We start from the raw sequence: 25,477 nt of genomic DNA on the forward strand, positions 1-25,477 counted from the left end.
CGTGCCTTTTTGCCCCGCGGCGGATGTGCCGCGCACTTGCCGCCTCAAGGCCGAGGGGATAGTCAGAAAGGACGCACAAGACAATGGCCGCGCAAGGCAATGTGAACGTAAGGAGAGACGAATGGCAAAGCTGGCATTTCTGGGCCTCGGGGTGATGGGCTATCCGATGGCGGGCCATCTGGCCGCGGCCGATCACGAGGTTTGCGTCTATAATCGCACCACCTCCAAGGCCGAGGCTTGGGTTGCCCAGCATGACGGGGCGTTTGCGACAGCGCCGCGCGAGGCGGCCGAAGGCGCCGATTTTGTCATGGCCTGCGTCGGCAACGACGACGATCTGCGAGAGGTGTGCCTGGGGCCGGACGGCGCCTTTGCGGGGATGGCCAAGGGCGCAACATTCGTCGATCATACCACCGTTTCCGCCGCCGTGACGGCCGAGCTATACGCCGCCGCCAACGAGGCCGGGATTGCCTTTGTCGATGCGCCTGTCTCGGGCGGGCAGGCGGGCGCGGAAAACGGCCAACTTTCGATCATGTGCGGCGGCGATCAGCCGGCCTATGATGCGGCCGAGCCGATCATGCAGATCTATGCCAAGCTCTGCCGCCGGATCGGCGCCTCGGGTGCGGGCCAGATGACCAAGATGTGCAATCAGATCGCCATTGCCGGACTGGTGCAGGGCTTGAGCGAGGCACTGCATTTCGCCGAGAAGGCGGGGCTCGACGGCGCATCGGTAGTCGAGGTGATCAGCCAGGGTGCTGCAGGCAGCTGGCAGATGGCCAACCGCTCGGAGACGATGCTGGACGGGCATTTCGACCACGGATTCGCGGTGGACTGGATGCGCAAGGATCTGGGAATCTGCCTCAAGACCGCCGATGAGAACGGCGCGTCGCTGCCGGTCACGGCGCTGGTAGATCAGTTCTACAAGGATGTGCAGAAAATGGGTGGCGGGCGCTGGGACACATCCAGCCTGATTGCGCGGCTGCGCCAGATGGGCTGACGCGCGCGCCGGTATTCAGCGGCGGAATTGAGTATTTTTAGAACAAAGAAAGAGGGTGCGCGGCGATTGCCGGCGCGCCCTTTTTGCTCTTTGGGCTGGGTTTACTCGGTCAGATAGGGGATCGGATCGAGACTGTCGAACCCGTTGCGTACTTCGAAATGGACGGCGGCGGCCCCGGTCGACGGAATTTTGGCCAACGTCTGCCCGCGGCTGACGCTGTCGCCTGTCTTGACCGCGACATTGTCGACATTGGAATAGACGGTCAGCAGATTATTCGCATGTTTGACGACGATGATCGGCGTGCCCTTGGTGTCTTTGGTAATCGCGGCGACCGTGCCGCCATCGGCAGCCTTGACGGCGGTCCCGGGGCTGGCCGCGATATCAATGCCGTCATTCTTGCCCTTGGAATAAGGGCGCACGATGTCGCCGACCACCGGATAGCTCATTCGCGCCTTGGGCGCCGAGGCAGTCGTCTGTTGCTGTCCAAGGTCAGGCGCCTCCTTGGGCGTCGTTGCCGCAGCGGTTGCGGCGGGCACGGTGTCCTCCTCGGGCAACGGCGTCGCCGCGCTGGGAGGCTCTGGCGTAGGGGTCCCGGCGCCGGGTGGCTGCGTGGTGACCGGCACATCGCTGGCGTCGAAGGTGGCGGTCCGCTCGCCCGGAAGGGCAACGGGTATGATCAGGAACTGGCCCTCGCGCACCGCGAAGTCGGAGCCAAGGCCGTTCCATTCCGCCAGGCTGCGGATCGAGACATTGTAGAGCCGTGCGATGGTATAAGCCGTCTCGCCGCGCGCAACCTTGTGGCGCACCGGTTCTACCCCGCTTTGGGCGGTGGTGGCGGCGGGCGACAGGCTGCTGGTTTCGATCTGGCTGGAGGAGGCATTCTCGATCGCGGCGCCCGCGATCTGGGTGATGTCGCCATCGCCGGGTCGGATGGGGCCGCCGGCCGGCTCGGCCACGCGGCCGGGTAGGGCGATCACCTCGCCGGCGCGCAATGGATCGCCCGGCTGAATGCCATTATAGCTGGCCAGCGCGGTGGCGTCGGTGCCGATGCGCTGTGCGAGGCTGGAAAGCGTGTCGCCGCGGCGCGCCACGGCGACCTGGTAGCCGGGATACGAGATGATGCCGCGCGCGTCGGGCTGCGGCCGGTTCGCCGTCGCGGTGCGTGCTGCGCCGGCGGTGTCGAGCCCACCGATGGGGCCACGCATATCGAGATCCATGGTGTCGCCGCAGGCCGAGAGCGCCAGCGCGCAGGAGCCTGCCAGAAGCACGGCGAGGCGCGGGCGCCGGGCGGCGGCGCGATGTGCACGAAAATGGGGGCGCAAATGGCTGCTCATATCGGTCTCGTCCTCACGTTCGGCCCCGTTTTGTACCGGGACATGCGTCGTTTCTGTTACGGCCGCTGCGCCTGACGCGCGCGCCGTGCCTTGCGCGCTAAAATGCCCCGAAAAGGGGAGGGATGGCAACCGTTTCAGGCAGTATCGCGCCCCAGCCCCTCGATCAGCGGAACAAAGCGGACGGGGCGCAGCTCGTCATAGTCGAAACCGCGCTCCAGGCGGGTCACGCGGATCAGGCGCTGCACCGTGTCGGATTGGCCCACGGGCACCACCATGATGCCGCCCACCTTGAGCTGCGCCAGAAGTGGCCCCGGCGGATCCTCGGCCGCCGCCGTCACCAGAATACGGTCGAAAGGCGCCTGATCGGGCAGGCCGAAACTGCCATCCGCGGTGAGCGCCGTGATATTGGTCAGATCGAGCGCCGAGAAGATCTGCATCGCCTCCTGCACCAGGCGGCGATGGCGGTCCACCGTGTAGACGCGCCGGGCCAGAAGGCTGAGGATCGCGGCCTGATAGCCCGAGCCGGTGCCCACCTCCAGCACCTTGTCGCGCCCGGTGAGCTTGAGCGCCTGGGTCATCAGCCCGACCACGGAAGGCTGGCTGATCGTCTGCCCGCACGCTATGGGCAGGGGCATGTCCTCATAGGCGCGGTCGGCGAAATAGCCGCGGATAAACGGGCCGCGATCGATCCGTTCCATTGCATCGAGCACGCGATTGTCGGTGATCCCCTTCGAGCGCAGCGCGAAGAGGAACTGCATCTTGCGTTCGGCTGGGTCGTCGTCCGCGTCCATCATTCGATAGCTTTCAAAGGCTCCAGGATGTCGTGCGCGGTCAGATCCGCGCGCATCGGCGTGACCGAGATGTAGCCATCCAGATTGACGGCCGCGTCCGATCCGGGCGAGGTCGGCTCTTGCTGCGGTGCGCCCGTGACCCAGAGAAACCGGCGCCCCGATGGCGCCACATGCGGCTGCACGCCAAAGCCGATATCGCGGCGAAAGCCTTGGCGCGCGGCACGCAAGCCCTTGACGCCGCTGGCCGGCACAGGCGGAAAATTAACGTTGTAGAAAATGCCGTAATCGTCATCCGTCCAGACGCCCTTGTCCAATAGGCGCTGCAGCGTGCTTAGCCCGTGCTGGCGCGACGCCTCGAACGTGTCATCGAGATCCTTGTTGGCGGGCCCGTAGAATTGGCTGAGCGCGATGGCGCGGATGCCTTGCAGGGCCGCCTCCATCGCGGCGCCCAAGGTGCCGGAATACACCGCGTTCTCGGCGGCGTTGTTGCCGCGATTGACACCCGACAAAACCAGATCGGGGCGCGCTTCCTTCATCACATCGTGGAGGCCCGCGAGGACACAATCGGCGGGACTGCCCTCGACCGCGTAGCGGCGCGGGCCCATTTTGCTCACCATCATGGGGCGGGTGTAGGAAATGGCGTGTCCGACGCCCGATTGCTCGAAGGCGGGCGCGACGCACCAGACCTCACCATCCGGTCCGGCCAACGCCTCGGCCATTTCAGTCAGAACGGCAAGACCGGGCGCGTTGATTCCATCGTCATTGGTGATGAGTATGCGCATTCTCGCCTATTCCTCTTGCCGCGTCGTCTTGACATCCTCTCTATCGGGCGCGCCGCAGGCGGGCAAGCGGTTGGGCCGGCCCTTGTGAGGCATCGGCCTTGATCCTTGAAGCTTGGCGGCATATCCAAAGGCTTTACTGCAGGGAGTTTGCCGCGATGAGCAGCCGCAGAATGACCACCGCTTTCGAGATCTCCGGCTCGGTCCTTGCCATGGCATATGCCTTGCTGATCGCGTCCAATACCGGCAATGAAATACTGGGGTTCAGCCTGTTGCTGGTCTCTTCGGCGCTTTTTGCGGGCTGGGCGGTGATCGACGCGCGCTGGACCTTCCTGCTGCTTCAGGCCTTCTACGCTACATCCGCCATCATCGGGCTGGTGCGCTGGGGCTAAATGGCCTTTGGCCGCAGTGCTTAGCCCATCAATGCCAAAAGCCGCCGCGCCTCGTCCTGCGCGTTCGCCAATGCGTCCCGGTCTTCGCCGGGATAAAAGCGCGCGCGCGTTGCCGTGGCCATGGGGCCGGGGCTGACGATGTGTACCTTGGGGCCATGCTTGGCCGTCTCGGCCTGCCACGAGCGGGCGAGCGCGATTTGTGCCGCCTTCGTCGCGCCATAAGCACCGGCAAATTTCTCACCGGCCTTGAAATCCTCAAAGAACATGGCCTGTCCATCCGCCCCCAAAAGCGGCGCGATGAAGGGGATGAGGTGGCCCGTGGCGGTCACATTGGTTGCGACCGACTTGTCCCAATCGCGCACATCCATATGCATCGCCGGGCTGAGTGGCGCGGCATGCACTGCGGTATGCGCCCAGATATGAACCCGTCCCCAACGGTCGTGGATGCTACGGCAGAGCTGGCGCATCGCGTCACCGTTGGTGATGTCCATGGGCGCCAGTGTGGCTGAATGGCCCGCCGCCTGAATGCGGTCGTCCAGTTCCTCCAGCGCGCCCGTGGTGCGCGCGACGGCAACGACGTGATGCGATGCGGCCAATTCGAGAGCGAGGGCCGCGCCTAGGCCGCGCGAGGCGCCGGTGATGAGGGCTATTTGTGTCATGGCGGGGGTGTGCACCCGGCGCGCGGCGGCGTCAAGAGGCAGCCGCCCGCGGATCATCCTGGCATGGTGATCCGCCGGCAAGACCCGTCTCACCGAGGCAAAATTGACCTCAAGCGCGATCACGGCTAAGCTTTCACCGGCTGTATTGGAGGATTTCGTGACGGACCCCTTTCAGAATGTCGATGCAGCCGGCCCCGAATTCATCCATGTTTTCGCGAACGCGATGGAGGTGCGGCAGTCCGAGCCCGCGATGGAGACGATCGTGGCACGTTATCTGGACAAACTGGCATTTTCAGAGGGCAGCCTGACAGTCGAAGTCGGCTCGGGGGCAGGCGCGATCGCGCGCAGGATCGCGGACCGCGCCGCGCCCGGCGCGGTGATCGGCTTCGAGCCGTCCAAGGGCTTCGTCGAGGAGGCGCGGATACGCGCCGAAGGCGTCGAGAACCTGTCTTTCGAGGTGGCCGACGGTGCCGCGCTTCCGTTGCCGGACGACGCGGCGGACGCCGTCGTCATGCATACCGTCCTGTCACATGTCGACAAACCCGACACGCTTATCGGCGAGGCCTGCCGCGTGCTGCGGTCCGGAGGACGACTGGTCATCTGCGACGCGGATTTCTCGAAATCGACGCTTTCGAGCTTTGCGAATGATCCGCTCGATATCTGCGCGCGGGAATTCACGTCGCATTTCGTGACGGACGCTTATCTGGTGGGCAAGCTGCGACAGCTGATCGCCGATGCGGGCCTTATCCTTGAGGACTTCACCCACGAGACCCGTGTCTCATCGACGCGAGAGGGTATGCGGCCGTGGGTCGACCGGGTCACGTCATTGATGGTGGAACGCGGCGATATCGGTCAGCCATTGGCGGATGCGTTCGTCGCCGAGTTCGAAAGACGTGCGGATAACGGCACGCTCTACGGCTATCAGGTCTTTGCGACCGCCATTGCGCTGAAGCCCTGAAGGCGGCCTATTCTGCCGCCTTCAACTCGAACCCCTGCTCGATCTGATCCGAAGGACGCACCGGGTATTCGCCCGAGAAGCACGCATCGCAATATTGCGGGCTTTTCGCGTCACGGCCATTCGCCTCGCCCACGGCGCGATACATGCCGTCGAGCGAGATGAACTTGAGGCTGTCCACGGCCAGATGCTGGCGCATTTCTTCCTCGTCCATGGTCGCGGCCAGCAGCTTGTCGCGCTGGGGCGTGTCGACGCCGTAAAAGCACGGCCATGCGGTGGGCGGCGACGCGATGCGGAAATGCACCTCCGCGGCGCCCGCGTCTAGGATCATCTCGCGGATCTTGCGGCTGGTGGTGCCGCGTACCACGCTGTCATCGACGAGGATCACACGCTTGCCCGCGATCAGCGCGCGGTTGACGTTCAGCTTGAGGCGCACGCCCATGTTGCGGATCTGCTCGGTCGGCTCGATGAAGGTGCGGCCCATATACTGGTTGCGGATGATGCCCATCGCGTAGGGAATGCCGGATTGCTGGCTGAAACCGATGGCCGCAGGCACGCCGCTGTCTGGCACGGGGCAGACAAGATCGGCCTCGACAGGGCTTTCCTTGGCCAGCTCCACTCCGATCTGGCGGCGCGTCTCGTAGACGCTGCGATCGCCGATGATGCTGTCGGGGCGGCTGAAATAGACATGCTCGAAGATGCAGAAGCGGGGCTTTTGCTTGCGGAAGGGAAAATGGCTCTCGACGCCAGATTTGGTGATAACCACCAATTCGCCCGGCGCGACCTCGCGGATATACGTGGCGCCGATAATGTCGAGCGCGCAGGTTTCACTGCTGAGGACCCAGCCATCGCCGACCTGGCCCAGAACCAGAGGCCGCACGCCCAGAGGGTCGCGCACGCCAATCAGCTTGGTCCGGGTCATGGCAACGATGGAAAACGCACCCTCGACCCGGCGCAGCGCGTCCTCCATCCGCTCGGGGATGGTGCGCTGCAGGCTGCGGGCCATGAGGTGGATGATGCACTCGCTGTCGGAGTTGGATTGAAAGATGCTGCCGCGCTCGATCAACTCCTTGCGCAGGGCCATCGCGTTGGTGATGTTGCCGTTATGCGCTATCGCCGCGCCGCCCATGGCAAACTCGCCAAAGAAAGGCTGTACGTCGCGGATGACGGGCATCTTGCCGCCCGAGGTCGAGTAGCGCACATGACCGATGGCCAATTCGCCCGGCAGCGTCTCCATCAGGCTCTGCTTGGTGAAGTTATCGCGCACATAGCCAAAGCGGCGGGCGCTGTTGAAGCCCTCATTGGCGCAGTAGCTGACGATACCGCCGGCCTCCTGACCGCGATGCTGCAGCGCATGAAGGCCAAGGGCGGTGAAGTTCGCCGCCTCGGGGACGCCGATTACACCAAAGACGCCGCATTCTTCCTTCAGCTTGTCGCCGTCCTCCGCGTCTCGCAGATAGGATGTATCAAAGGGATGGGCGGGAGGCATGAGTTTGGTCAAGGGGCGCTCCGAATCCGGTTTTCACAGATGTGACACACATAAGGACTGATGGCGCCGGTGTCACGGCATGATCTCGCTGAAGTGATCTACCAGCGCGACAGGATCACGCCGCCCGCCACCAAGGCGGTCGATAGAACACGGGTAACATTGATGCTGTGCTGGGCTACGCCGAACGCGCCATAGTGATCGAGCAGCAGCGCCGCGCCCATCTGTCCGAAGATCATCAGCGATGCGGTGGTGACGACCCCGAGGATCGGCACGCTCCAAAGCGCGGCAAAGACGAAAAGCGCGCCCATGGCACCGCCCACCAGCAAAAATGGTGGCGCCTTGACCGCACGCAGCAGGCTGGAGCCGTCGCCGATAAGGATGGTGGCAATCAGCAGAACCGCGAATCCTATGGCGAAGGACACGGTGGCCGCGCCGACGGGACTGCCGATGCTGCGCCCCAAGGCTGCGTTGATCGGCGCCTGACTTGCGATCATGGCGCCGGCCACCGCCATCAATACCGTCGCGATCAGGATCTGGTTTGCCATCAGGGGCTCCCGTGCCCTATTGCCTTATTGCGCGGGTTCGGCAGGGGCAATCGTGCTCTCGGCCGGTGCGGTGGAGGCGGGCGGCGCGTCGCAGGCACCGACCAGCGATTCGTACTGCGCGGTGATCCAGCCCAATGCCTGCTCGGGGTTGCCGTCCTCGATCTTGCCGGTCATCTGGCCAAAGACGCGGGCCGAGCGGCTGTCGTCGATCATCTGGATGTCCTGGCCCGTCACGACGGTGTCATATACGAAGTAAGCGATGGCGACGAGTAGAACGCCCCGTGCCACGCCAAAGACAAAGCCAAGTCCCTGGTCCAGTCCGCCGAGGGCCGAACGCTGCACCAGCGACGAGAAAAGCGGTGTGATGAAAGACGCGACGATGAGTGCCACGGCAAAGACGACGGCGAAGGCACCGATCATGCTCAGCTCGCAGCTGTCGGCGATGAAGCCGCCGACCATCGGGATTTCCTTGACCAAAGGCTCGACCTGCGGCGCGAACATGAAGGCAAGGATGCCTGCCACGACCCAGCCCGCAATGGCCAGCGCCTCGCGCACCAATCCGCGGCTGTAGGCCAGAAGCGCCGACAGAACGATAACCAGCGCCACTACGCCGTCGATGATGGTAAATCCGTCCATGTCGCCCCGATCCTGATGCGCGTTTATCCAGCGCCGAAAATGTCACCTACGAAACCGGTCAAGTCCGCCGCGCGCGTCAGTCTCAGACCACTCTTTCCGCCGGACTTGCCGCCCTCGGGAAGGATTGCCGCGGTAAAACCAAGTTTCTCGGCCTCTTTCAACCTGTTTTCGGTCTGGCCTACCGGGCGCAGCGCCCCCGAGAGGCTTATTTCCCCGAAAACGACCGTATCGGCGGGCAGGGCGGCGTCTTCCCGCGCAGACATGAGCGCGGCGGCGACGGCCAGATCCGCCGCCGGCTCGCTGATCTTCATACCGCCCGCGACGTTCAGATAGACGTCGAGCCCTGCAAAGGGGATACCGACGCGCGATTCCAGAACAGCGAGAATCATCGACAGGCGCGCGCCGTCCCATCCGACCACCGCGCGGCGCGGCTGGCTGTGGGGTGAGGGCGCGACAAGGGCTTGCAGCTCGACCAGAACGGGGCGTGTGCCCTCGATACCCGAAAACACCACCGAGCCGGGCGAGGGCGTACCGCGTTCCGACAAGAAGAGCGCAGACGGGTTGGATACCTGAGCCAATCCGCCGCCCGTCATCTCGAAAACACCAATCTCATCGGCAGGGCCAAAGCGGTTCTTGACCGCGCGCAGGATACGGAACTGGTGTCCGCGCTCGCCCTCGAAATAAAGCACGGTGTCGACCATGTGTTCGACCACGCGGGGGCCGGCGATCTGGCCGTCCTTGGTGACATGGCCCACCAGCACCACGCTGACGCCCTTGCGCTTGGCGAAGCTGGTCAGCTCATGCGCGGCGGCGCGCACCTGGCTGACGCTGCCCGGTGCGCTACCGATCGTGTCCAGCCACATGGTCTGGATGGAATCGATGATGACCAGCTGGGGCTTTTCCGCCTCGATCGTGGTCAGGATGTCGCGCAGGTTCGTCTCGGCGGCCAGCTGCACATTGGCGCCGGACAAGCCCAGCCGGTCGGCGCGCATGCGCACCTGCGCGCTGGCCTCCTCGCCCGACACATAGATTGTCTTGAGGCCTTGCCCTGCGAAACTGGCTGCAGCCTGCAACAGAAGCGTGGATTTGCCGATGCCCGGATCGCCGCCGACCAGAATGGCAGAGGCGGGGACAAGGCCGCCACCCAGCACGCGGTCCAGCTCGTCCATGCCAGACGAGGTACGCGGCGGCGGCGCCTCCTTGGCCGAAAGGTCCGTCAGGGTCATGCCCTTGCCGCGGCTGACGCCCAGCGAATTGGCGGCGGGCCCGGCGCTGAGCCCCTCATCCTCTTGGATGGTGTTCCACGCACCGCACGCATCGCAGCGGCCCGACCATTTGGTGTGGACCGCGCCGCAGGCCGTGCAGGTGAAGGTGGGTTGGTTCTTTGCCATGGGCCGCTCATGCCCCAAGCGCGCAGGTCAGTCAAATGCCATACGGCATTAAAGGCGCGTGGGCGCGGCTATTCGGCAGCGGTCTTTATGGGGCCGGCGACGGGACGAGGACCGCGCGGCAGATCCGCCTGATCCAGCTCGGGCAGAACCGTCTTGAGATCATCCTTGAGGCGGTGCAACTGGCTGCGCGCGACGCTTTCGTCCATGTCGACACGCATCGCCCAATGTTTGAGCTCTTGGCAGACCAGCTTGGCCTTCTCCAGCCGCGTCTCGAACGCCTCAATCTCCTGCTGGCGCTGGATCAGGAAGGCGCGGGCCCGTTCGACCTTCTCGTCCGAATAGGTCTCGGCCAGTTCGCGGCTGAGATAGGACATCTGCGCAGCCACCTCCAGCATTGAAGGCTCGAGCGTGCCCAGATCGGGATGATCGTTCAGATGCGCCAGCCGCGCGCGCACCGCATCGAACTCGGAATGCACCGAAAAGGCGCCAGCGCGATCCGCGGCGTGGGCGGCGGCATAGGCGCGCGCCACGTCCTCCATGTTGATGGCAAAACGGCGATGTGAGGTCTCAAGCGCCATGATCCGCCCGTTCGAGGGCAAGAAAAAGCACAGCATCACGGCAAGCGCGGTCGCGCCGATCTGGAACATGCGCCCGGCGGCGTCATAGGTGGTGTCGCCGATGCGCGCCGTCATTTCCAGCCAGGGCAAGACGCCAAAGGTGGCGAGTGCCGTCACTGTCAGAAGCGAAAGGGTCGCCGCGACCAGCAAGGCGAAGGCCAGGCGCTGCATCAATGTTTGCGTCAGCCGCCACGCGGCCTTGGTATGACTTGGCATGCGTATCCCCCCAGACAGGATGCCCCATCCCGTAATAGGCGATATTATGCCGACGCAGCGCATTCGCGAAGAAAATAATGAAATTTTCGGAATTGGGCGTGCGCCGCGTGTCCTATTTACCCCCGACCTGCCGTTTCTGTTTCCGCTGAGCGAACAATAACCGGCAATTCGGGCCTTTAGCGCACGGCTTCGATGGGGCCAGTCGCGCGCCCGTGGATGAATTGATCCAGATATGGATCACCCGAAGCGTCCATTTGGGCCACGGGGCCGGTCCATTGGATCACACCGTCATGCAGCATCGCGATGTCGTCGGCGATGGCCCGCACCGATGTCATGTCATGAGTGATGGTCATCGCGGTGGCACCCATTTCGGTCACGATCTCGCGGATGAGGTCATTGATGACGCCCGCCATGATGGGATCTAGACCCGTCGTCGGCTCGTCAAAAAAGATGATCTCGGGCTCTGCGGCGATGGCGCGGGCGAGGCCCACCCGCTTTTGCATGCCGCCCGACAGCTCGGCGGGGTACTTGTCGGCCTGCTCGGGTGTCAGGCCCACGCGGCGCAGCTTTTCAATGGCGATCTCGCGCGCCTCGTCTGGGGGCCGCTTGAGCGAGCCGCGCATGAGGCGAAAGGCCACATTCTGCCAGACAGGCAGTGAGTCAAAGAGCGCGGCGCCCTGAAACAGCATCCCGAAGCGCGCGAGAAACGCGTCGCGGTCGCCCTTGGTCACGTCGCGGCCATCGAGCGTGATGGTGCCGCTATCGGGCGTGACCAGGCCCAAGATCGATTTCAGCAGAATGGACTTGCCCGTGCCCGACCCGCCGATGATCACCATCGACTTGCCGCTTTCGATGGTCAGATTCACGCCCCGCAGGACGTGGTTCGAGCCGAAGGATTTGGAGACGTCCGAAAGCGTGATCATGCCGAGAAAAACACCTCGGTCAGGACATAATTGCTGGCCAGGATCAGCACGGATGCGGCGACAACCGCCGCCTTGGTCGCGCGGCCCACGCCTTGGGCGCCGCGGCCCGAATTCATACCGTAATAGCAGCCCATCAGCGCCACGATAAAGCCAAAGACAGCGCCCTTGATCATGCCGCTGATCACGTCCCACGCCTCGAGAAAATCGAGCGTATTGTGCATGTAGGTGGCGGCGTTGAAATCCAGCCGTCCGATGGCCACCAGAAACCCGCCCATGATTCCGATCACGTCGCCCACGCCCACCAGCAGCGGCACCGCGAGAGTCGCGGCCAGAACGCGGGGCAGGGTGAGGTATTTCATCGGATTGGTGGAAAGCGTCGTCAGTGCGTCGATCTGCTCGGTCACCTTCATCGTGCCAATCTCGGCGGCGATGGAAGAAGCCACGCGCGCGGCCACCATGAGGCCTCCCAGCACCGGTCCCAGCTCGCGCGTAAGGCCGATGGCAACAATGGAGGGCACGACCGTCTCGGCGTTGAACCGCGCGCCGCCCGCGTAGATCTGAAGCGCAAGTGCACCGCCTGTGAAGAGAGCAGTCAGGCCCACCACCGGCAGCGACAGCCAGCCGATCTGCACCAGCGCATGAGTGAACTCGCGCCCGTAGAACGGCGGGCGGATCAGATGCGACACTGTGCTGCCCGCGAATAGCGCGATTCGGCCCATTCCGGCCAGCGCGGCAAGCGCGCTCCGTCCCAGCGCCGCCAGAAGATGCAGGATCACGTTCATCCGCCCAGATATCGCCGGTTATAGCGCGCGCCGAGCGAGGTGAGGATCTCGTACCCGATGGTCCCGGCGGCATCCGCCAGATCGTCCACAGTCTGATCCGGCCCCAGCAGCGAGACCGTTTTGGGATCGCCCGCCGCGTCGGTGATGTCGACGCCGATCAGATCCATCGACACGCGGCCCGCCAGAGGACAGCGCACTTCGTCCGCCCAAACCGAGGCGCGCCCGCTGAGAGCGCGTAATAGCCCGTCCGCATAGCCTGCGCTTATGGTCGCGATGCGGCTGGGCCGCTGCGCCATCCATGTGCCGTTATAGCCGACCACCTCGCCAGGGGCGACGTCACGGCACTGGATCACCGGAATATCGAGGCTGACCACCGGGCGCGCATCGGCAAAGGGGCGCCCGCCATAAAGCCCGATACCGGGACGCGTGACGTCGAAATGATACGCTTTGTTGAGCAGGACGCCACCCGTATTGGCGAGGCTCAGCGGGCAATCGACCCCTTCCGTCATCTCCCGAAAGAGCGCCAGTTGCCGGCGGTTCATTTCGTCGCCGGTATCTTCGGCGGCGGCCAGATGGCTGATGATCAGTTGCGGGTCCTGCGCCACGGCAACTTCGCGCACGGCGGACCATTCGCTCGGCTCCATCCCCAGCCGGTTCATCCCGGTATCCAGCTGCAGACCAAAAGGGTGCGCCGGAAGCGCCTCGAGATGACGAATCATCTGATCGAGCGAGTTGAGGATGGGCGTCAGGTCCATGTCGCCCAGCATGTCCGCGTCGCCGGCCATATGGCCCGAAAGGATATAGATCGTCGGACCTGGGCCCAAGGCCTGCCTCAGGGCCGCGCCTTCCTCGGCCACAGCAACGAAGAAGGTCCGCGCGCCAGCCCGCGCCAGCGCACGCCCCACGCGTGCGGCGCCAAGGCCATAGGCATCCGCCTTGACCACCGCGCCGGTTTCGGCGCGGCTCATTGCGGCCAGGACCTGCCAATTGGCGGTCAGCGCGTTCAGATCGACTGTCAGTGTGCCTGTGCTCATGGGCGGTCTTGTGACATGGGCGTGCGCAGGGTCAAGACCAAAGCGGTCCCCGGCCGCGCCGCATCAGAACTCCTGATCACCGCCGCCGCCGCCGTTCTGCCAGGGTTGGACGAGGTTGCCGAAGCGGGTAAAGCGTCCCTCGAAGCTTAGCTCGACCGTGCCGATGGGGCCGTGGCGCTGCTTGCCGATGATGACTTCGGCCTTACCGTGCAGGCGCTCCATCCGCTCTTGCCAGGCGGCCATTTCCTCCAGCTTCTCGTCGCCGGGTTTCTCGCGCTCGGCGTAATACTCCTCGCGAAAAACGAACATGACCACATCGGCGTCCTGCTCGATCGAGCCCGATTCGCGCAGATCGCTCAGCTGCGGGCGCTTGTCTTCGCGGGATTCGACCTGGCGGGATAGCTGTGACAGGGCGATCACAGGGATGTCGAGCTCCTTGGCGATGGCCTTGAGACCCATGGTGATCTCGGAAATCTCGTTCACGCGGTTTTCGCTGCGCCCGGTCCCGCGCACGAGCTGCAGGTAGTCCACGATCAGCACGTCGAGGCCGTGGGTCCGTTTGAGGCGGCGCGCGCGTGCGGCCAGCTGGCTGATCGGCAGGGCGGGTGTGTCGTCGATATAAAGCGGGCAGGATTCGAGCTGCTTGGCGGCATCGACGAAGCGGCGGAATTCGCCCTCGGTCATGTCGCCGCGCCGGATCTGCTCGGACGGCACTTCGGACGCCTCCGAGAGGACGCGCGCCGCCAACTGTTCGGCACTCATTTCCAGTGAATAAAAGCCGACGACGCCGCCCTCGATCGCGCCCTCGGTGCCATCGGGCCGTGTGCCGCGCCGGTAGGCCTTGGCGATGTTGAAGGCGAGGTTGGTCGCCAGCGACGTCTTGCCCATCGAGGGACGCCCGGCGAGAATCAAAAGGTCGGACTTGTGCAGACCGCCCAGCTTCTTGTCCATGTCGATGAGGCCGGTCGAGACACCGGCAAGACCGCCCTCGCGCTGATAGGCGGCATTGGCGACATTAACCGCGTCGGATACCGCCTTGAGAAAGCTTTGAAATCCGCTCTCGGTCTGGCCCTGCTCGCTGAGTTTGTAGAGCATCTGCTCGGCTTCGACGATCTGGTCCTTCGGCTCGCTGTCCACATCCATGCGCGCGGCCTTGCCGGCGATGTCATGGCCCAGATTGATCAGCTCGCGCCGGATGGCGAGGTCGTAGATCATCTGGGCGTAGTCGCGCACCGCATAGGTGCTGATCGCGGCGCCCGCGAGGTTCACCAGATAGGCGGGGCCGCCAAGCTCCTTCAGCCCCTCATCCTCTTCCATGAAGGCCTTGAGCGTGACCGGCGAGGCGAGGTTGTTCTTGGCGATGCGCGCCGAGGCGGTCTCGAAGATGCGGGCATGGACCGGGTCGTAGAAATGCTGCGGCCCGATGATGCTGGCGATGCGGTCGAAGACGTCGTTATTGGTCAGAATCGCGCCCAACAGCTGCTGCTCGGCCTCGATCGAATGGGGCATGGTGTCGGCGGCCTGAACCTCGGTTCCGGCGGCGGCCCCGGTGGCGTTGAAAGTTGAGATTTCGTTCATGGTGCTGACCCCGGCTGCTCGGCCCCGCTCATACAGTCAGGGCAGGCGCCGGGGCAAATGGTATAAGTCTGTGGATAATTGCGCCGCGCCGCATGTTGCGGCGCCCCGGACACCAACGCCTACATATGGTAGGAAGATAGGCGCCGCGTGATGAAAAAGCAACGACGTCAGGCGCGCGCCTCTTGCCAGGCACGGGGCGCCTTGAGAAACGCCTCGACCTCGCGCAGCGTCTCGTCGTCGAACGTGCCCTGGGCACGCGCCTCGGCCAGAACGTCCCACCATGTGCAGAGGTGGTGCAGCGTGACGCCGTGATCCCCCAGCGTCTGTACGGTGTCCGGGAAAATGCCGTAATAAAAGATCACTGCCGTATGCGCGCAGCTTGCGCCCGTCTCGCGGATCGCATCGACAAAGCCGATCTTGGAGCCGCCATCGGTGGTCAGGTCCTCGACCAGAAGCACGCGCTGCCCCTCGGTCATCGTGCCCTCGATCCGCGCGCCGCGTCCGTGGCCCTTCGGCTTCTTGCGCACATAGGTCATCGGCAGGGCCATCCGCTCGGCCATCAGCGCGGCAAAGGGGATGCCCGCCGTCTCGCCGCCTGCAACATTGTCGAACGCCTCAAAGCCGGCGTTGCGCATCACGGTGACGGCCAGAAAGTCCATCAAGGTGCTGCGGATGCGCGGGTACGAGATCAGCTTGCGGCAGTCGATATAGGTCGGGCCGGGCAGGCCGGAGGAATAGATATAAGGCGTCTCGGCGTTGAAGTGGACGGCGCCGATTTCCAGCAGCATGCGTGCGGTCAGGCGGGCAATCTCATCGGCGGGAGGGTATGTGCTGGGGATCATGAATGCGGTCCTTGTATCGGCGTGCAGCTTTCGCCTTCGGCGAGGATATTTTCAGCAAGAAGAATGGGAAGAGACGTGCCAACTCGGGGTGAAGCCTGGATCGAACACGGTGACGGGGCCATCGTCAGTGTCGATCTGAGCGGGCAGATCGGGCGCGCCGCGGCTGAGCGTGATCGTGCCTTTATTGGCGGGCAGACCATAAAAGGCGGGGCCATTCAGCGACGTAAACCCCTCAAGCCGGTCAAGCGCGCCGTCGTCCTCGAATACCTGCGCGAGGATCGGCAGCGTGTTGGGCGCGGTAAAGCAGCCGGCGCAGCCACAGGGTTGCAGCTTGGCCGGATCGGTGTGGGGCGCGCTGTCGGTGCCGAGGAAAAAGCGCGCATCGCCGGACGTTGCGGCGGCGCGCAGAGCCAAGCGATGCTCCTCGCGCTTTGCGACGGGCAGGCAGTAGTAATGTGGCCGGATTCCGCCGGCGAGGATGTGATTTCGGTTTATCACCAGATGATGGGTCGTAATGGTCGCCCCGAGGTTGGTTTCGTGCGCTTTTACATATTCCACACCCTGCGAGGTGGTGATGTGCTCCATCACCACTCGGAGGCCAGGCACGCGGGCGCGGAGCGGGTCAAGCACGCGGTCGATAAAGACGGCCTCACGGTCGAAAATGTCGATGGCCGGGTCCGTTACCTCACCATGGACACACAGGGGCAGACCGATCTCGGCCATGCGCTCCAACACGCTTTGTACGCGGGAAAAATCGCTGACGCCGCTGGCGGAATTGGTGGTGGCGCCTGCCGGGTATAGCTTGACCGCCCTGATGAGGCCGGATTCGTGGGCGGCGGCGACATCATCTGCGTCGGTATCTTCGGTCAGATAAAGCGTCATCAGCGGCTGAAAATCGGCGCCCGCGGGTAGCGCCGCAAGGATGCGGCCACGGTAGGCCTCGGCATCCGCAGCGGTCACGACGGGCGGCACGAGATTTGGCATGACAATGGCGCGTCCGAAATACGCGGCGGACCACGGCAGAACCGCGCGCAGCATGTTGTCGTCGCGCAGGTGCAGGTGCCAATCGTCGGGTTTGCGCAGGGTAATCTGCTGGGGCGTATCTGTCATGGGGCACGGGTTACACGAGCCGCAGCGACCGCGCCAGACCCTTGCCGTGCAAAACTCTGCGCTCAGCCCTTGACCGAACTGTCGGTCATGTTGTCCTCATCTGGCGCGGCGCCAGGCGCAGCGGCGACGCGTGCCTCCTGCTCTGCACCCGGCCGTGTTTCGGGCGGCAGGCGGCTGCCGTTTTCTCTAGCCGTGCGCAGAGCCGCGTCCAGCGCCTTTTTGAAGGGCCGTGCGCTGCGCTGCTCCAGCACCTTGCGCGCCAGGAGGATCACCAGATAAGGCCGACCGGCCGCCTTAAGACGCTCGAGCAGCGAAAACTGATAGCCTCCGTCGCGGCGGCGCGCGCGGAAGAGCTTGGCCAGCGCCGCGCGGTCCAGCTTGCCCGCGCTGACCTGCGCCAGGATGCGAAAGAGGATCTGGAGCCGCATCAGCCCCTGTTCCAGCTCGGGCCCCATATACCGCATCCGAAAGAGCGTGACGTTCTTGCGGGCGAAAAGTGCGGCATGCATCGCGTCGAGGTCATCCTCGGGGTCATATATAACGAAAGCCTCGGAAGCGGCATCCAGCATGTCGGGCGCATAGCCGTAGCGATCGGTGAAGGAGGTCCGGCGCATGTCACGGAAACGATCATCCCATTCGGCCATGCGCGGATCGAGCGTCGCCTGAGGGGCAAGCGCGACGACCTTGGCGCCCGGCGCCGCGACCGAAAAGGCGGCGGCGGCATAGCCGCAAGAGCCCGCGCCATAGAAGATGACCTGGTCGAAATCCTCGAAGAAACCGTCGTCGATCAATCGGTCGAAATAGCCATAAACGGCGCGATCACGGAACCACGTATCGCCGTCCGACACGAGGCACAGATGCGACCAGCCCAGCGCGCGCGCCATGTCCCAGCCCAGCGGCTGTGCGTCACGTGACAGCGCGGCAATGCCCTGATGCGTCTCGAAGGTGACCAGAAGGATCGGCTTGTCCTCGATGAAAAGTGCCGCGTGGCGGTCGCCCAGCCGTTCCACATAGCCATCATCGGCCGCGACCTCGGCGGCCCTGGTCAGCCAGGCGTCTCGATCGGCGAGACCCGATAGGGGCGTGTTGAACGTGTTGGGCGTGTCTTGCATGAAGCTGTCCTCGCATGAGCAGGCGCATCGCCTTTGGGGACGATCCTTTTGGACTATCCGGCAAAAGAGGCAAAATTTTGAAAAATCCGTGTGGTTTGCTGGACAGGGCCCATGGCGCGCGGCAGGGTGAAGCGCGCGGCACGGGCCGCGGCCGGGTACGCAAGACGGGGCAGGGCGATGGAGCATGTGAAGACGATCGAGGATGTCCAGCGCCTTCTGGCCGAAGAGGGATATGTCTGCGGCAGAGCCCTTGCCACCGCGCTTTTTCTGGCGCTGCGCCTCGGCCGCCCGCTTTTCCTCGAGGGCGAGCCCGGCACCGGCAAGACCGAGATCGCCAAGGCCATTGCCGCTGCGCTTGGCCGCCGCCTCATCCGTCTGCAATGCTATGAGGGGCTCGATTCCGCAAGCGCGGTGGCCGAATGGAATTTTGCCGCACAGATGATCGCCCTGCGCGCTGCCGAAGTCGGCAAAACGGCAGAAGGTGGCGCGCTCAAGGATCAGCTTTTCTCAGACGAATTCCTGATCGAGCGCCCGCTTCTGCAGGCGATGCGCCCGCAGCCCGGCGGCGCGCCGGTCCTTCTGATCGACGAGATGGACCGCACCGATGCCCCCTTCGAGGCGTTCCTGCTGGAGGCGCTCAGCGACTACCAGGTCACCATCCCCGAGCTGGGCACGATCAAGGCCGAAACGCCGCCCATCGTCATCCTCACTTCGAACCGCACGCGCGAGGTGCATGACGCGCTGAAGCGCCGCTGTCTCTATGCCTGGGTCGACTACCCGGATTTCGAGCGCGAGGCGCAAATCCTCGCCGCCCGCGCGCGCGAACTGCCCGCCCAGCTCAGCCGAGAGGTCGTGGCCTTCGTCCAGGCTCTGCGCACCGAGGATCTCTTCAAGAAGCCGGGCGTCGCCGAGACGATCGACTGGGCCAAATGCCTGCTGGCGCTCGATGCGGTTGCTCTCAGCCCGCAGGTCATCGCCGATACGCTGGGCGCGCTCTTGAAATACCAGGATGACATCGCGCGCCTGAACAATAGCGAGGCCACCCGCATCCTCGATCAGGCCCGCGCCGCGATCGCCCCCGCATGAGCCTGATCTTTCATTGTTCCACAAATACTTCGGGGGTCCGGGGGTAGAACCCCCGGCGCCGCATCATGCCCGAATACCCCGATCTCGATATCCCGCAAAACCCGCGCCTGGCGCAGAATATCGTACATTTCGCGCGCGCCTTGCGACGTGCGGGGATGCCGGTGGGCACCGGGCGCATCATCGATGCGGTGCGCGCCGTGGGTGCCGCGGGCTTCACATCGCGCCGGGATTTCTACTGGACTCTGCACGCTGCCTGCGTGACCCGGCCCGAACATCGCGCTGTCTTTGCCCAGATCTTCCGTCTCTACTGGCGCGATCCGCGTTTTCTCGAGCATATGATGGGCCTGCTGATCCCTGCCATGCGCGGCCTGAACGAGGATCGCGGCGCCGAGGCCGCCGAGAAGCGTGCGGCCGAGGCGCTCTTGGATGGTGCCGAGGCGCCCGACCGCGACATCCCCGAGCCGAAGGACGAAGACGCGCTGCTCGAGATTGACGCCAGCGCCACCCAGTCGGCGCGCGAACAGCTGCGCACCCTCGATTTCGAGCAGATGGGCACCGAGGAGATCGCCGCGGCCCGGCGCATGCTGGCGCAGCTCAGCCTGCCGGTGCCACCGCTGCCATCGCGGCGCATGGGCGCTGATGCGCGAGGCCGGGTGCTGGACGCGGGTCGCACCATGCGCCTTGCCATGCGCCGGGGCGGCGAGATCACTCAGATCGCCCACCGCAGCCCCCGTGCCAGACCGCCTGATCTGGTGGTCTTGTGCGATATTTCCGGCTCGATGAGCCAATACAGCCGGATGGTGCTGCATTTCGTTCATGCGGTGGCCAATACGCAGCGGGCGAATGATGCCAAGCCGGGTTGGGGCAAGGTGCATGCCTTTACCTTCGGCACTCGGCTCAGCAATGTGACCCGCCATCTCGCCACGCGCGATGTGGATGCCGCGCTCGCCGCGGCGGGGCGCGAAGTGCAGGATTGGGAGGGCGGCACGCGCATCGGCGATTGCCTGACCGCCTTCAACCGCGACTGGTCGCGCCGGGTGCTGGGGCAGGGCGCGCTGGTTCTGTTGATCACCGACGGTCTCGACCGCGGCGCGCCGGATGCGCTGGCCGCGCAGGTACAGCGCCTTCAGCTGACCGCGCGGCGGCTGGTCTGGCTTAACCCGCTTTTGCGCTGGGACGGGTTCGCGCCCAAGGCGCAGGGCATCGCCGCGATGTTGCCGCATGTGGACATGGTGCTGCCATGCCACTCGGTCGCCACGCTGGAGGATTTGGCAGAGGCGCTCGCCGCGCGGGGTGCGGCGGGTCACAAGGCGCGGTTGATGGCCATGCGCTAGGCCACCAGCGGAAAGCCGCCAGAGAAGGCCTGCTGTGGGAACGATGAGGGCTTGCCCGGAGTTTGATACCGAACCGTCACTTGGCCTGATGGAGCAAACGTCTGCCGCGCACCGAGATTTACAAAAGCGCGGCGCGGCAATCGCTCTGGCAGATGCCCAAAAAATTTTTCTCGAGACTGGAGATACATATGCAACGCCATTGGCTGACTTCGACCACCGCCCTCGCCCTTGTCCTCAACGCCGCTACGCCGCTGCCTTCCACCGCTTACGAAAAGGCATCGATCCAGCCGGCAGTGGCGCCGAACGGCGCCGATCTGCGCTTGGCGCAGGCCGACGCCACGGCCAGTGATGCCATCGATGGTGTGATCTCGGACACCGTGGGCCAAGCGTCGGGTGAGCAATCCGGCGCATCCGACGTGTTGGAAAACGCCGCAGAGGCCCAAGCGCAAGCCGAAGCACAGGCCGCTGCGGAGGCACAGGCCGCTGCAGAAGCGCAAGCCGCAGAGGAGGCTCAGGCGGCCGCAGACGCACAAGCTGAAGCGGAAGCGCAAGCAGCCGCAGAAGCGCAAGCTGCAGAAGAAGTGCAGGCTGCTGCAGAGGCACAGGCGGCCGCAGATGCACAAGCTGAAGCGGAAGCGCAAGCTGCCGAGGAAGCGCAAGCAGCCGCAGAAGCCCAAAGCGCAGCCGAGGCCGAAGCGGCGGCGGCTGAGGCGGCGGCCAAGGAGGCCGCCGAGGCCGAAGCAGCGCGCGCCGAAGCCGAAGCAGCCGCGGCGCAGCAGGCCGCAGATGAGGCCGCTGCCGCAGAAGCGGCGGCGCAGCAGACGCAATCCGCAGAGACGGGCGAAGCCGCCGCTCCTGAGGCAAGCACGCAAACGCAATCTTCCGAAAACGCGGCGCCCGATGCTGCGATCGAGCCGGCGCAGACCGAGTCGACCGAAAACAGCGCCCCCGACCTTCCCGAAACTGACGCCGAGCCCGCTGCCGAGCCCGCTGCCGAGTCCGAGGCGCCCGAGATCCCCGAAGTACCGATCCAAACGCAGAGCCAGGAAAACGCCGCACCCGACGTCGGAGCGGCTGAAACCCCCACCGAATCGACCGAAAATCTGGCGCCGGATACGCAGCCCGAGGTTCTGCCCGAAGTCAGCGCCGAAGATCAGGCGACCGCCGCAGATCTGGCGGATGAAAACGCTGGCGCCGCTGCCGCCGCTTCTGGCGAGGGTGAGGTCGTGGAGACTCAGGATATCACCGTCACCGAGGAAAACACCCGCGCCTCGAACGAAGAATTCACCACCTCTGCCAGCGGTCAGCAGGCTCCGGCGCAGCAGACGCCAGTGGCACGCGATGACGATGACAATCAGCTGCTCAAAAACCTCGGCGTTGCTGCGGCGGCGGGCCTTGGGGCCTACGCCATCGGCCGCATGCTGGATGGCGGCGGGCGCGTCGTATCGAACACCGGCGACCGCGTCGTCGTGCAAGAGCCGTCGGGCGGCTACCGCATCATCAAGGATGACGACACGCTCTTGCGTCAGCCGGGATCAGATGTGCGAACCGAGACATTCTCGGACGGCTCGACGCGCAGTGTCGTGACCGAAGCCGATGGCAGCCGCACAGTCACCATCCGCGCCGCCGATGGCCGCGTTCTGCGCCGCGTGCGCACCCTGCCGGACGGGCGCGACGTGACCCTCTTTGACGACACGCGCCGGTTCGAGCGTGTCGATGTGACCGAGCTCGAGCGCGCCGATGCGCGTCGCGGTGCGGATTACGACTACAGCACGTCGGACGTTGATCAGTTGCGTCTCGCGCTCAATGCCGCCAATGGCGAGCTGCCCAAGCGCAGCTATTCGCTGAACCAGATCCGCCGCATCGACGCGGTGCGCAAGCTGGTGCCGGTCATCGCGCTTGATGCGATCAATTTCCGCACTGGCTCGGCGGTGATTGAGGCCGACGAGGCGCAGGATCTGGCCGATCTGGGCCGCGCCATGGTGGCCGCCATCAACGACGACCCCGGACAGGTCTTCCTGATCGAGGGGCATACAGACACCGTTGGCGACGCCAGCTACAATCTGGCGCTCTCTGACCGGCGCGCCGAGTCCGTTGCACTGGCTCTGACCGAGTATTTCCAGGTGCCGCCTGCCAACATGATCGTGCAGGGCTATGGCGAGGGCGATCTGCGCATTCGTCAAGAGGGCGACATTCGCGCCAATCGCCGCGGCGCCGTGCGGAACATCACCCCACTGCTGGATGGTGGCCGCTAACAGCGACTGCCGCGCGAGTTCCGATTGAGTGTTCCGGCCCTCCGCCCCATATTGGGGGTGGAGGGCCTTTTCATGACCGACAGTGACGATATTCCACAGATCGCGCTCGACTGGCACCGCGCGGGCCGGGGCGCTGCGCTGGCCACCGTCGTCCAGACCTGGGGCAGTGCGCCGCGCCGCATCGGGGCCATGCTGGCCGTGTCGGGCGCGGGCGATATGGCGGGCTCTGTCTCGGGCGGCTGCGTCGAGGGGGCCGTCGTGGCCGAGGCGATCGAGGCAATCGCCGAGGGCGCCGCACGGATGCTGGAATACGGCGTGGCCGATGGCGACGCCTTCGCCGTCGGCCTTGCCTGCGGCGGCACGATCCGCGTGCTGGTGCAGCCCGTGGGCAGCGCGCTGCCCGAGGCGGTGCTGGCCCAGCTGACCGAGGCGCGGACCGCGCGCGTGCCCGCGGCGCTGGTCAGCCCAAAGGGCGCGCCTCCGCGGGTCGAGGCCTCGGGCCACGCCGAGCGCTTTCGCATGGACCGCTCCGGCTTCGAGGAGGATGGCGAGACATTTGTCGCCATTCACAACCCGCCCTTGCGCCTTATCGTCGTCGGCGCCGTGCATATCGCGCAGACGCTGGTTCCGATGGCGCAGGCGGTGGGGTATGATCCGGTCGTGGTCGACCCACGCAGCGCCTTTGCCAGTGCGGCGCGTTTTCCCGGCACCCGGCTGCTGGATGACTGGCCGGATGATGGCGTGCGCGCGCTGGGGCTCGACGGGCGCACCGCGCTGGTGCTGCTGACCCATGACCCCAAGCTGGACGATCCGGCCCTGACCGAGGCGCTGCGCAGCAAGGTCTTTTATATCGGCGCGCTGGGATCGACGCGCACCCATGCTGCGCGGCTGGACCGGATGCGCGCGGCAGGCTTTGGCGAGGATGATCTGGCGCGCATTCATGGCCCCGTCGGCCTCGATATCGGCGCGGCGGGCCCTGCGGAGATTGCGCTGAGCATCCTGGCGCAGATGACCCAGGTTCTGAGGCGCGGCGCGTGAAATTCGGCGCCGTGCCCCTGAGCGAGGCCGAGGGCGCCATCCTCGCCCATTCCGAGGCGGTGCCGGAGGGCCGGCTGCGCAAGGGTCTGCTGCTGGAGGCGGGCCACATCGCGCAGCTCAGCGCGGCGGGGCTGAGCGCGGTCACCGTTGCACGGCTCGCGCCGGACGATCTGCACGAGGATGTGGCGGCCCGGCATCTGGCCGAAGCCCTGTCGGATGGCAGCACCGGCATCCGCCGCAGTGCGCCCGGCACGGGGCGTGTCAACCTCATTGCCGAGGGGCCGGGCGTTGTGCAACTGGACGTCGATGCGATCCGGGCGGCCAACGCCGTTGATCCGATGATCACGGTCGCGACCCTGCCGCAACTGGCGCAGATCGGCCGGGGCGGCATGATCGCCACGATCAAGATCATTTCCTACGCGGTTGCGGGCGATCTGGTGACACAGGCCTGCGACATATCGCGCGGCGCCATTCGCCTTGCCGCGCCGCAGCACCGTACCGCGTCGCTGATCGTGACCCAAACCGCGGCGGGCGCGGGCGACAAGGGGGCCTCCGCCATCGCCGCGCGCGTCGAGGCGCTGGATATGAGGTTGGCCGAAACGCTGCACTGCCCGCATGACACCGCGCCGCTGGCGGTACAATTGGCGGCGGCGCAGGGCGAAATCCTCCTCATTCTCACCGCGTCGGCCACGTCCGATACCTATGATACCGGCCCGGAGGCATTGCGCGCGGCGGGCGGGACGGTCACGCGCTTTGGCATGCCGGTGGATCCGGGCAACCTGCTCTTTCTCGGGCATCTTGGTGCAAAACCCGTCATCGGCTTGCCGGGTTGCGCCCGCGCGCCCAGCCTCAATGGCGCCGATTGGGTGCTGTCGCGCATCGCCTGCGGGCTGGACGTGACGCATGACGACATCGCGGCCATGGGCGTGGGCGGTCTGCTGAAGGAAATTCCCAGCCGCCCGATGCCGCGCCGCGGCAAGAAATCGGCGTAAAAACAGGCTTCTCAACTAAGGGGCGCCGTGCTTAACTCTGGGCAATAACAAAGATAGCTCATAGGGAGGGCGCCCATGTCACAGGTCACGATGGCCGTGAATGGCAAGTCCGCGAGCGGCACTATTGAGGGCCGCACGCTTCTTGTCGATTTCCTGCGCGAAACGCTGGGTCTGACCGGCACGCATGTCGGTTGCGATACCAGCCAATGCGGCGCTTGCGTGGTCCATGTGGACGGAAAGGCGGTCAAGGCCTGCACCATGTTCGCCGCCGAAGCCGATGGTGCCGAGGTGGACACGATCGAGGGGCAGGCGGCGCCCGACGGCACCCTGAACAAGATCCAGCAGGCGTTTCAGGACCATCACGGCCTGCAGTGCGGATTTTGCACCCCCGGCATGGTGATGAGCGCGGCGGCCCTTCTGAAGGAAAACCCCAAGCCGACCGAGGCCGAGGTGCGCAGCTATCTGACCGGCAATATCTGCCGCTGCACCGGCTATCACAACATCGTCAAATCCATCCTCGCCGCCAGTGGCCAGGATGTCAGCCAGATCGGCGGCGCGATCGCTGCCGAGTAAGGCCCGACCAGCTTTTCAGG

Annotated in this window: 25 protein-coding genes; 9 read left to right on the forward strand and 16 right to left on the reverse strand. The window is 65.2% G+C overall.

Features of this window, described 5'->3' with window-relative positions; all coding sequences use genetic code 11:
* Nucleotides 1–25: 25 nt before the first annotated feature.
* The gene (locus tag BW975_RS09815; RefSeq protein WP_272482021.1) at nucleotides 26–994 is read left to right on the forward strand and encodes an NAD(P)-dependent oxidoreductase; all 969 of its coding nucleotides are present in this window, start codon (nucleotides 26–28) and stop codon (nucleotides 992–994) included.
* 101 nt (nucleotides 995–1,095) lie between these two features.
* Here the strand turns inward: BW975_RS09815 and BW975_RS09820 are convergent, their stop codons facing one another.
* The 3 genes from BW975_RS09820 to surE all read right to left on the reverse strand — a co-directional run bounded on the left by BW975_RS09820 (nucleotide 1,096) and on the right by surE (nucleotide 3,901).
* Nucleotides 1,096–2,328: a LysM peptidoglycan-binding domain-containing protein gene (locus BW975_RS09820; protein ID WP_076533036.1), complete on the reverse strand. Its 1,233-nt coding sequence runs from the start codon at nucleotides 2,326–2,328 to the stop codon at nucleotides 1,096–1,098.
* A gap of 134 nt (nucleotides 2,329–2,462) precedes the next feature.
* Nucleotides 2,463–3,122 (reverse strand): protein-L-isoaspartate(D-aspartate) O-methyltransferase, encoded by a 660-nt coding sequence (locus tag BW975_RS09825; RefSeq protein ID WP_092746195.1) that lies wholly within the window; start codon nucleotides 3,120–3,122, stop codon nucleotides 2,463–2,465.
* Nucleotides 3,119–3,901 carry a 5'/3'-nucleotidase SurE gene (gene surE, locus BW975_RS09830; RefSeq protein ID WP_076533039.1) on the reverse strand — a complete coding sequence of 261 codons (783 nt, stop codon included), beginning with the start codon at nucleotides 3,899–3,901 and terminating at the stop codon, nucleotides 3,119–3,121. The genes BW975_RS09825 and surE overlap by 4 nt, the downstream gene beginning before the upstream one ends.
* A 155-nt stretch (nucleotides 3,902–4,056) precedes the next feature.
* On the opposite strand from surE, the gene BW975_RS09835 reads away from it, so the two are divergent.
* Nucleotides 4,057–4,290, forward strand: coding sequence for a hypothetical protein (locus tag BW975_RS09835; RefSeq protein ID WP_076533041.1), 234 nt, complete (start codon nucleotides 4,057–4,059; stop codon nucleotides 4,288–4,290).
* 20 nt (nucleotides 4,291–4,310) lie between these two features.
* On the opposite strand, the gene BW975_RS09840 is transcribed toward BW975_RS09835, so the two are convergent.
* Nucleotides 4,311–4,949, reverse strand: a complete 639-nt coding sequence (locus BW975_RS09840; protein WP_076533634.1) for an SDR family NAD(P)-dependent oxidoreductase — start codon at nucleotides 4,947–4,949, stop codon at nucleotides 4,311–4,313.
* A 157-nt stretch (nucleotides 4,950–5,106) separates the two neighbouring features.
* Here BW975_RS09840 and BW975_RS09845 point away from each other — a divergent pair, with 157 nt between their 5' ends.
* A complete protein-coding gene (locus tag BW975_RS09845) occupies nucleotides 5,107–5,907 on the forward strand; it encodes a methyltransferase domain-containing protein (protein ID WP_139194197.1) in 801 nt (266 codons plus the stop codon).
* Between the two features lie 7 nt (nucleotides 5,908–5,914).
* Here BW975_RS09845 and purF read toward each other — a convergent pair whose 3' ends face one another.
* The 12 genes from purF to BW975_RS09905 form a co-directional block, all read right to left on the reverse strand.
* Complete coding sequence (purF, locus tag BW975_RS09850) at nucleotides 5,915–7,393, reverse strand: amidophosphoribosyltransferase (protein ID WP_076533044.1); 1,479 nt, start codon at nucleotides 7,391–7,393, stop codon at nucleotides 5,915–5,917.
* A gap of 98 nt (nucleotides 7,394–7,491) precedes the next feature.
* Entirely contained in the window at nucleotides 7,492–7,938 is a 447-nt protein-coding gene (locus BW975_RS09855; RefSeq protein WP_076533045.1) for a DMT family transporter, read from the reverse strand.
* 24 nt (nucleotides 7,939–7,962) lie between these two features.
* On the reverse strand, nucleotides 7,963–8,574 hold the full coding sequence (locus BW975_RS09860; protein ID WP_076533046.1) for a CvpA family protein: 612 nt from the start codon (nucleotides 8,572–8,574) through the stop codon (nucleotides 7,963–7,965).
* Between the two features lie 23 nt (nucleotides 8,575–8,597).
* Nucleotides 8,598–9,965 (reverse strand): DNA repair protein RadA, encoded by a 1,368-nt coding sequence (radA, locus tag BW975_RS09865; protein WP_076533047.1) that lies wholly within the window; start codon nucleotides 9,963–9,965, stop codon nucleotides 8,598–8,600.
* 68 nt (nucleotides 9,966–10,033) lie between these two features.
* Nucleotides 10,034–10,798: a DNA repair protein gene (locus BW975_RS09870; RefSeq protein ID WP_076533048.1), complete on the reverse strand. Its 765-nt coding sequence runs from the start codon at nucleotides 10,796–10,798 to the stop codon at nucleotides 10,034–10,036.
* 176 nt (nucleotides 10,799–10,974) lie between these two features.
* Nucleotides 10,975–11,721 (reverse strand): ABC transporter ATP-binding protein, encoded by a 747-nt coding sequence (locus BW975_RS09875; protein ID WP_076533049.1) that lies wholly within the window; start codon nucleotides 11,719–11,721, stop codon nucleotides 10,975–10,977.
* Nucleotides 11,718–12,503 carry an MlaE family ABC transporter permease gene (locus tag BW975_RS09880; RefSeq protein ID WP_083687039.1) on the reverse strand — a complete coding sequence of 262 codons (786 nt, stop codon included), beginning with the start codon at nucleotides 12,501–12,503 and terminating at the stop codon, nucleotides 11,718–11,720. Before BW975_RS09880 ends, BW975_RS09875 begins: the two co-directional genes overlap by 4 nt.
* The gene (gene alr / locus BW975_RS09885; RefSeq protein WP_076533050.1) at nucleotides 12,500–13,537 is read right to left on the reverse strand and encodes an alanine racemase; all 1,038 of its coding nucleotides are present in this window, start codon (nucleotides 13,535–13,537) and stop codon (nucleotides 12,500–12,502) included. Before alr ends, BW975_RS09880 begins: the two co-directional genes overlap by 4 nt.
* A gap of 63 nt (nucleotides 13,538–13,600) precedes the next feature.
* Nucleotides 13,601–15,115 (reverse strand): replicative DNA helicase, encoded by a 1,515-nt coding sequence (locus BW975_RS09890; protein WP_076533051.1) that lies wholly within the window; start codon nucleotides 15,113–15,115, stop codon nucleotides 13,601–13,603.
* A 167-nt stretch (nucleotides 15,116–15,282) separates the two neighbouring features.
* Nucleotides 15,283–15,957: an orotate phosphoribosyltransferase gene (locus BW975_RS09895; protein WP_076533053.1), complete on the reverse strand. Its 675-nt coding sequence runs from the start codon at nucleotides 15,955–15,957 to the stop codon at nucleotides 15,283–15,285.
* A gap of 51 nt (nucleotides 15,958–16,008) precedes the next feature.
* The gene (pyrC, locus tag BW975_RS09900) at nucleotides 16,009–17,067 is read right to left on the reverse strand and encodes a dihydroorotase (protein ID WP_076533055.1); all 1,059 of its coding nucleotides are present in this window, start codon (nucleotides 17,065–17,067) and stop codon (nucleotides 16,009–16,011) included.
* A 62-nt stretch (nucleotides 17,068–17,129) separates the two neighbouring features.
* On the reverse strand, nucleotides 17,130–18,179 hold the full coding sequence (locus BW975_RS09905; RefSeq protein ID WP_076533057.1) for a phosphoadenosine phosphosulfate reductase: 1,050 nt from the start codon (nucleotides 18,177–18,179) through the stop codon (nucleotides 17,130–17,132).
* A 177-nt stretch (nucleotides 18,180–18,356) separates the two neighbouring features.
* Here BW975_RS09905 and BW975_RS09910 point away from each other — a divergent pair, with 177 nt between their 5' ends.
* From BW975_RS09910 to BW975_RS09935, 6 genes are all read left to right on the forward strand, one after another.
* Nucleotides 18,357–19,265 carry an AAA family ATPase gene (locus BW975_RS09910; protein ID WP_076533058.1) on the forward strand — a complete coding sequence of 303 codons (909 nt, stop codon included), beginning with the start codon at nucleotides 18,357–18,359 and terminating at the stop codon, nucleotides 19,263–19,265.
* Nucleotides 19,266–19,330: 65 nt separating this feature from the next.
* Nucleotides 19,331–20,599 (forward strand): vWA domain-containing protein, encoded by a 1,269-nt coding sequence (locus BW975_RS09915; protein WP_076533060.1) that lies wholly within the window; start codon nucleotides 19,331–19,333, stop codon nucleotides 20,597–20,599.
* 188 nt (nucleotides 20,600–20,787) lie between these two features.
* Nucleotides 20,788–22,854: an OmpA family protein gene (locus tag BW975_RS09920; RefSeq protein WP_076533638.1), complete on the forward strand. Its 2,067-nt coding sequence runs from the start codon at nucleotides 20,788–20,790 to the stop codon at nucleotides 22,852–22,854.
* Between the two features lie 72 nt (nucleotides 22,855–22,926).
* A complete protein-coding gene (locus BW975_RS09925) occupies nucleotides 22,927–23,892 on the forward strand; it encodes an XdhC family protein (RefSeq protein ID WP_076533640.1) in 966 nt (321 codons plus the stop codon).
* Nucleotides 23,889–24,884, forward strand: coding sequence for a molybdopterin-binding protein (locus BW975_RS09930; RefSeq protein WP_076533062.1), 996 nt, complete (start codon nucleotides 23,889–23,891; stop codon nucleotides 24,882–24,884). The genes BW975_RS09925 and BW975_RS09930 overlap by 4 nt, the downstream gene beginning before the upstream one ends.
* 75 nt (nucleotides 24,885–24,959) lie before the next feature.
* Entirely contained in the window at nucleotides 24,960–25,457 is a 498-nt protein-coding gene (locus BW975_RS09935; RefSeq protein ID WP_076533064.1) for a (2Fe-2S)-binding protein, read from the forward strand.
* Nucleotides 25,458–25,477: the final 20 nt, after the last annotated feature.

Origin of the sequence: Roseovarius nanhaiticus, assembly GCF_900156535.1 — a bacterium.
Taxonomy (GTDB): domain Bacteria; phylum Pseudomonadota; class Alphaproteobacteria; order Rhodobacterales; family Rhodobacteraceae; genus Roseovarius; species Roseovarius nanhaiticus.

Coding starts and splice junctions, on each gene's coding strand:
- purF (WP_076533044.1), bottom strand. CDS start 7,393: ATGCCTCCCGCCCATCCCTTTGATACATCCTATCTGCGAGACGCGGAG.
- BW975_RS09895 (WP_076533053.1), bottom strand. CDS start 15,957: ATGATCCCCAGCACATACCCTCCCGCCGATGAGATTGCCCGCCTGACC.
- BW975_RS09925 (WP_076533640.1), top strand. CDS start 22,927: ATGACCGACAGTGACGATATTCCACAGATCGCGCTCGACTGGCACCGC.
- BW975_RS09835 (WP_076533041.1), top strand. CDS start 4,057: ATGAGCAGCCGCAGAATGACCACCGCTTTCGAGATCTCCGGCTCGGTC.
- surE (WP_076533039.1), bottom strand. CDS start 3,901: ATGCGCATACTCATCACCAATGACGATGGAATCAACGCGCCCGGTCTT.
- BW975_RS09890 (WP_076533051.1), bottom strand. CDS start 15,115: ATGAACGAAATCTCAACTTTCAACGCCACCGGGGCCGCCGCCGGAACC.
- BW975_RS09840 (WP_076533634.1), bottom strand. CDS start 4,949: ATGACACAAATAGCCCTCATCACCGGCGCCTCGCGCGGCCTAGGCGCG.
- radA (WP_076533047.1), bottom strand. CDS start 9,965: ATGGCAAAGAACCAACCCACCTTCACCTGCACGGCCTGCGGCGCGGTC.
- BW975_RS09935 (WP_076533064.1), top strand. CDS start 24,960: ATGTCACAGGTCACGATGGCCGTGAATGGCAAGTCCGCGAGCGGCACT.
- BW975_RS09905 (WP_076533057.1), bottom strand. CDS start 18,179: ATGCAAGACACGCCCAACACGTTCAACACGCCCCTATCGGGTCTCGCC.
- pyrC (WP_076533055.1), bottom strand. CDS start 17,067: ATGACAGATACGCCCCAGCAGATTACCCTGCGCAAACCCGACGATTGG.
- BW975_RS09855 (WP_076533045.1), bottom strand. CDS start 7,938: ATGGCAAACCAGATCCTGATCGCGACGGTATTGATGGCGGTGGCCGGC.
- BW975_RS09825 (WP_092746195.1), bottom strand. CDS start 3,122: ATGATGGACGCGGACGACGACCCAGCCGAACGCAAGATGCAGTTCCTC.
- BW975_RS09875 (WP_076533049.1), bottom strand. CDS start 11,721: ATGATCACGCTTTCGGACGTCTCCAAATCCTTCGGCTCGAACCACGTC.
- BW975_RS09820 (WP_076533036.1), bottom strand. CDS start 2,328: ATGAGCAGCCATTTGCGCCCCCATTTTCGTGCACATCGCGCCGCCGCC.
- alr (WP_076533050.1), bottom strand. CDS start 13,537: ATGAGCACAGGCACACTGACAGTCGATCTGAACGCGCTGACCGCCAAT.
- BW975_RS09920 (WP_076533638.1), top strand. CDS start 20,788: ATGCAACGCCATTGGCTGACTTCGACCACCGCCCTCGCCCTTGTCCTC.
- BW975_RS09915 (WP_076533060.1), top strand. CDS start 19,331: ATGCCCGAATACCCCGATCTCGATATCCCGCAAAACCCGCGCCTGGCG.
- BW975_RS09910 (WP_076533058.1), top strand. CDS start 18,357: ATGGAGCATGTGAAGACGATCGAGGATGTCCAGCGCCTTCTGGCCGAA.
- BW975_RS09860 (WP_076533046.1), bottom strand. CDS start 8,574: ATGGACGGATTTACCATCATCGACGGCGTAGTGGCGCTGGTTATCGTT.
- BW975_RS09880 (WP_083687039.1), bottom strand. CDS start 12,503: ATGAACGTGATCCTGCATCTTCTGGCGGCGCTGGGACGGAGCGCGCTT.
- BW975_RS09870 (WP_076533048.1), bottom strand. CDS start 10,798: ATGCCAAGTCATACCAAGGCCGCGTGGCGGCTGACGCAAACATTGATG.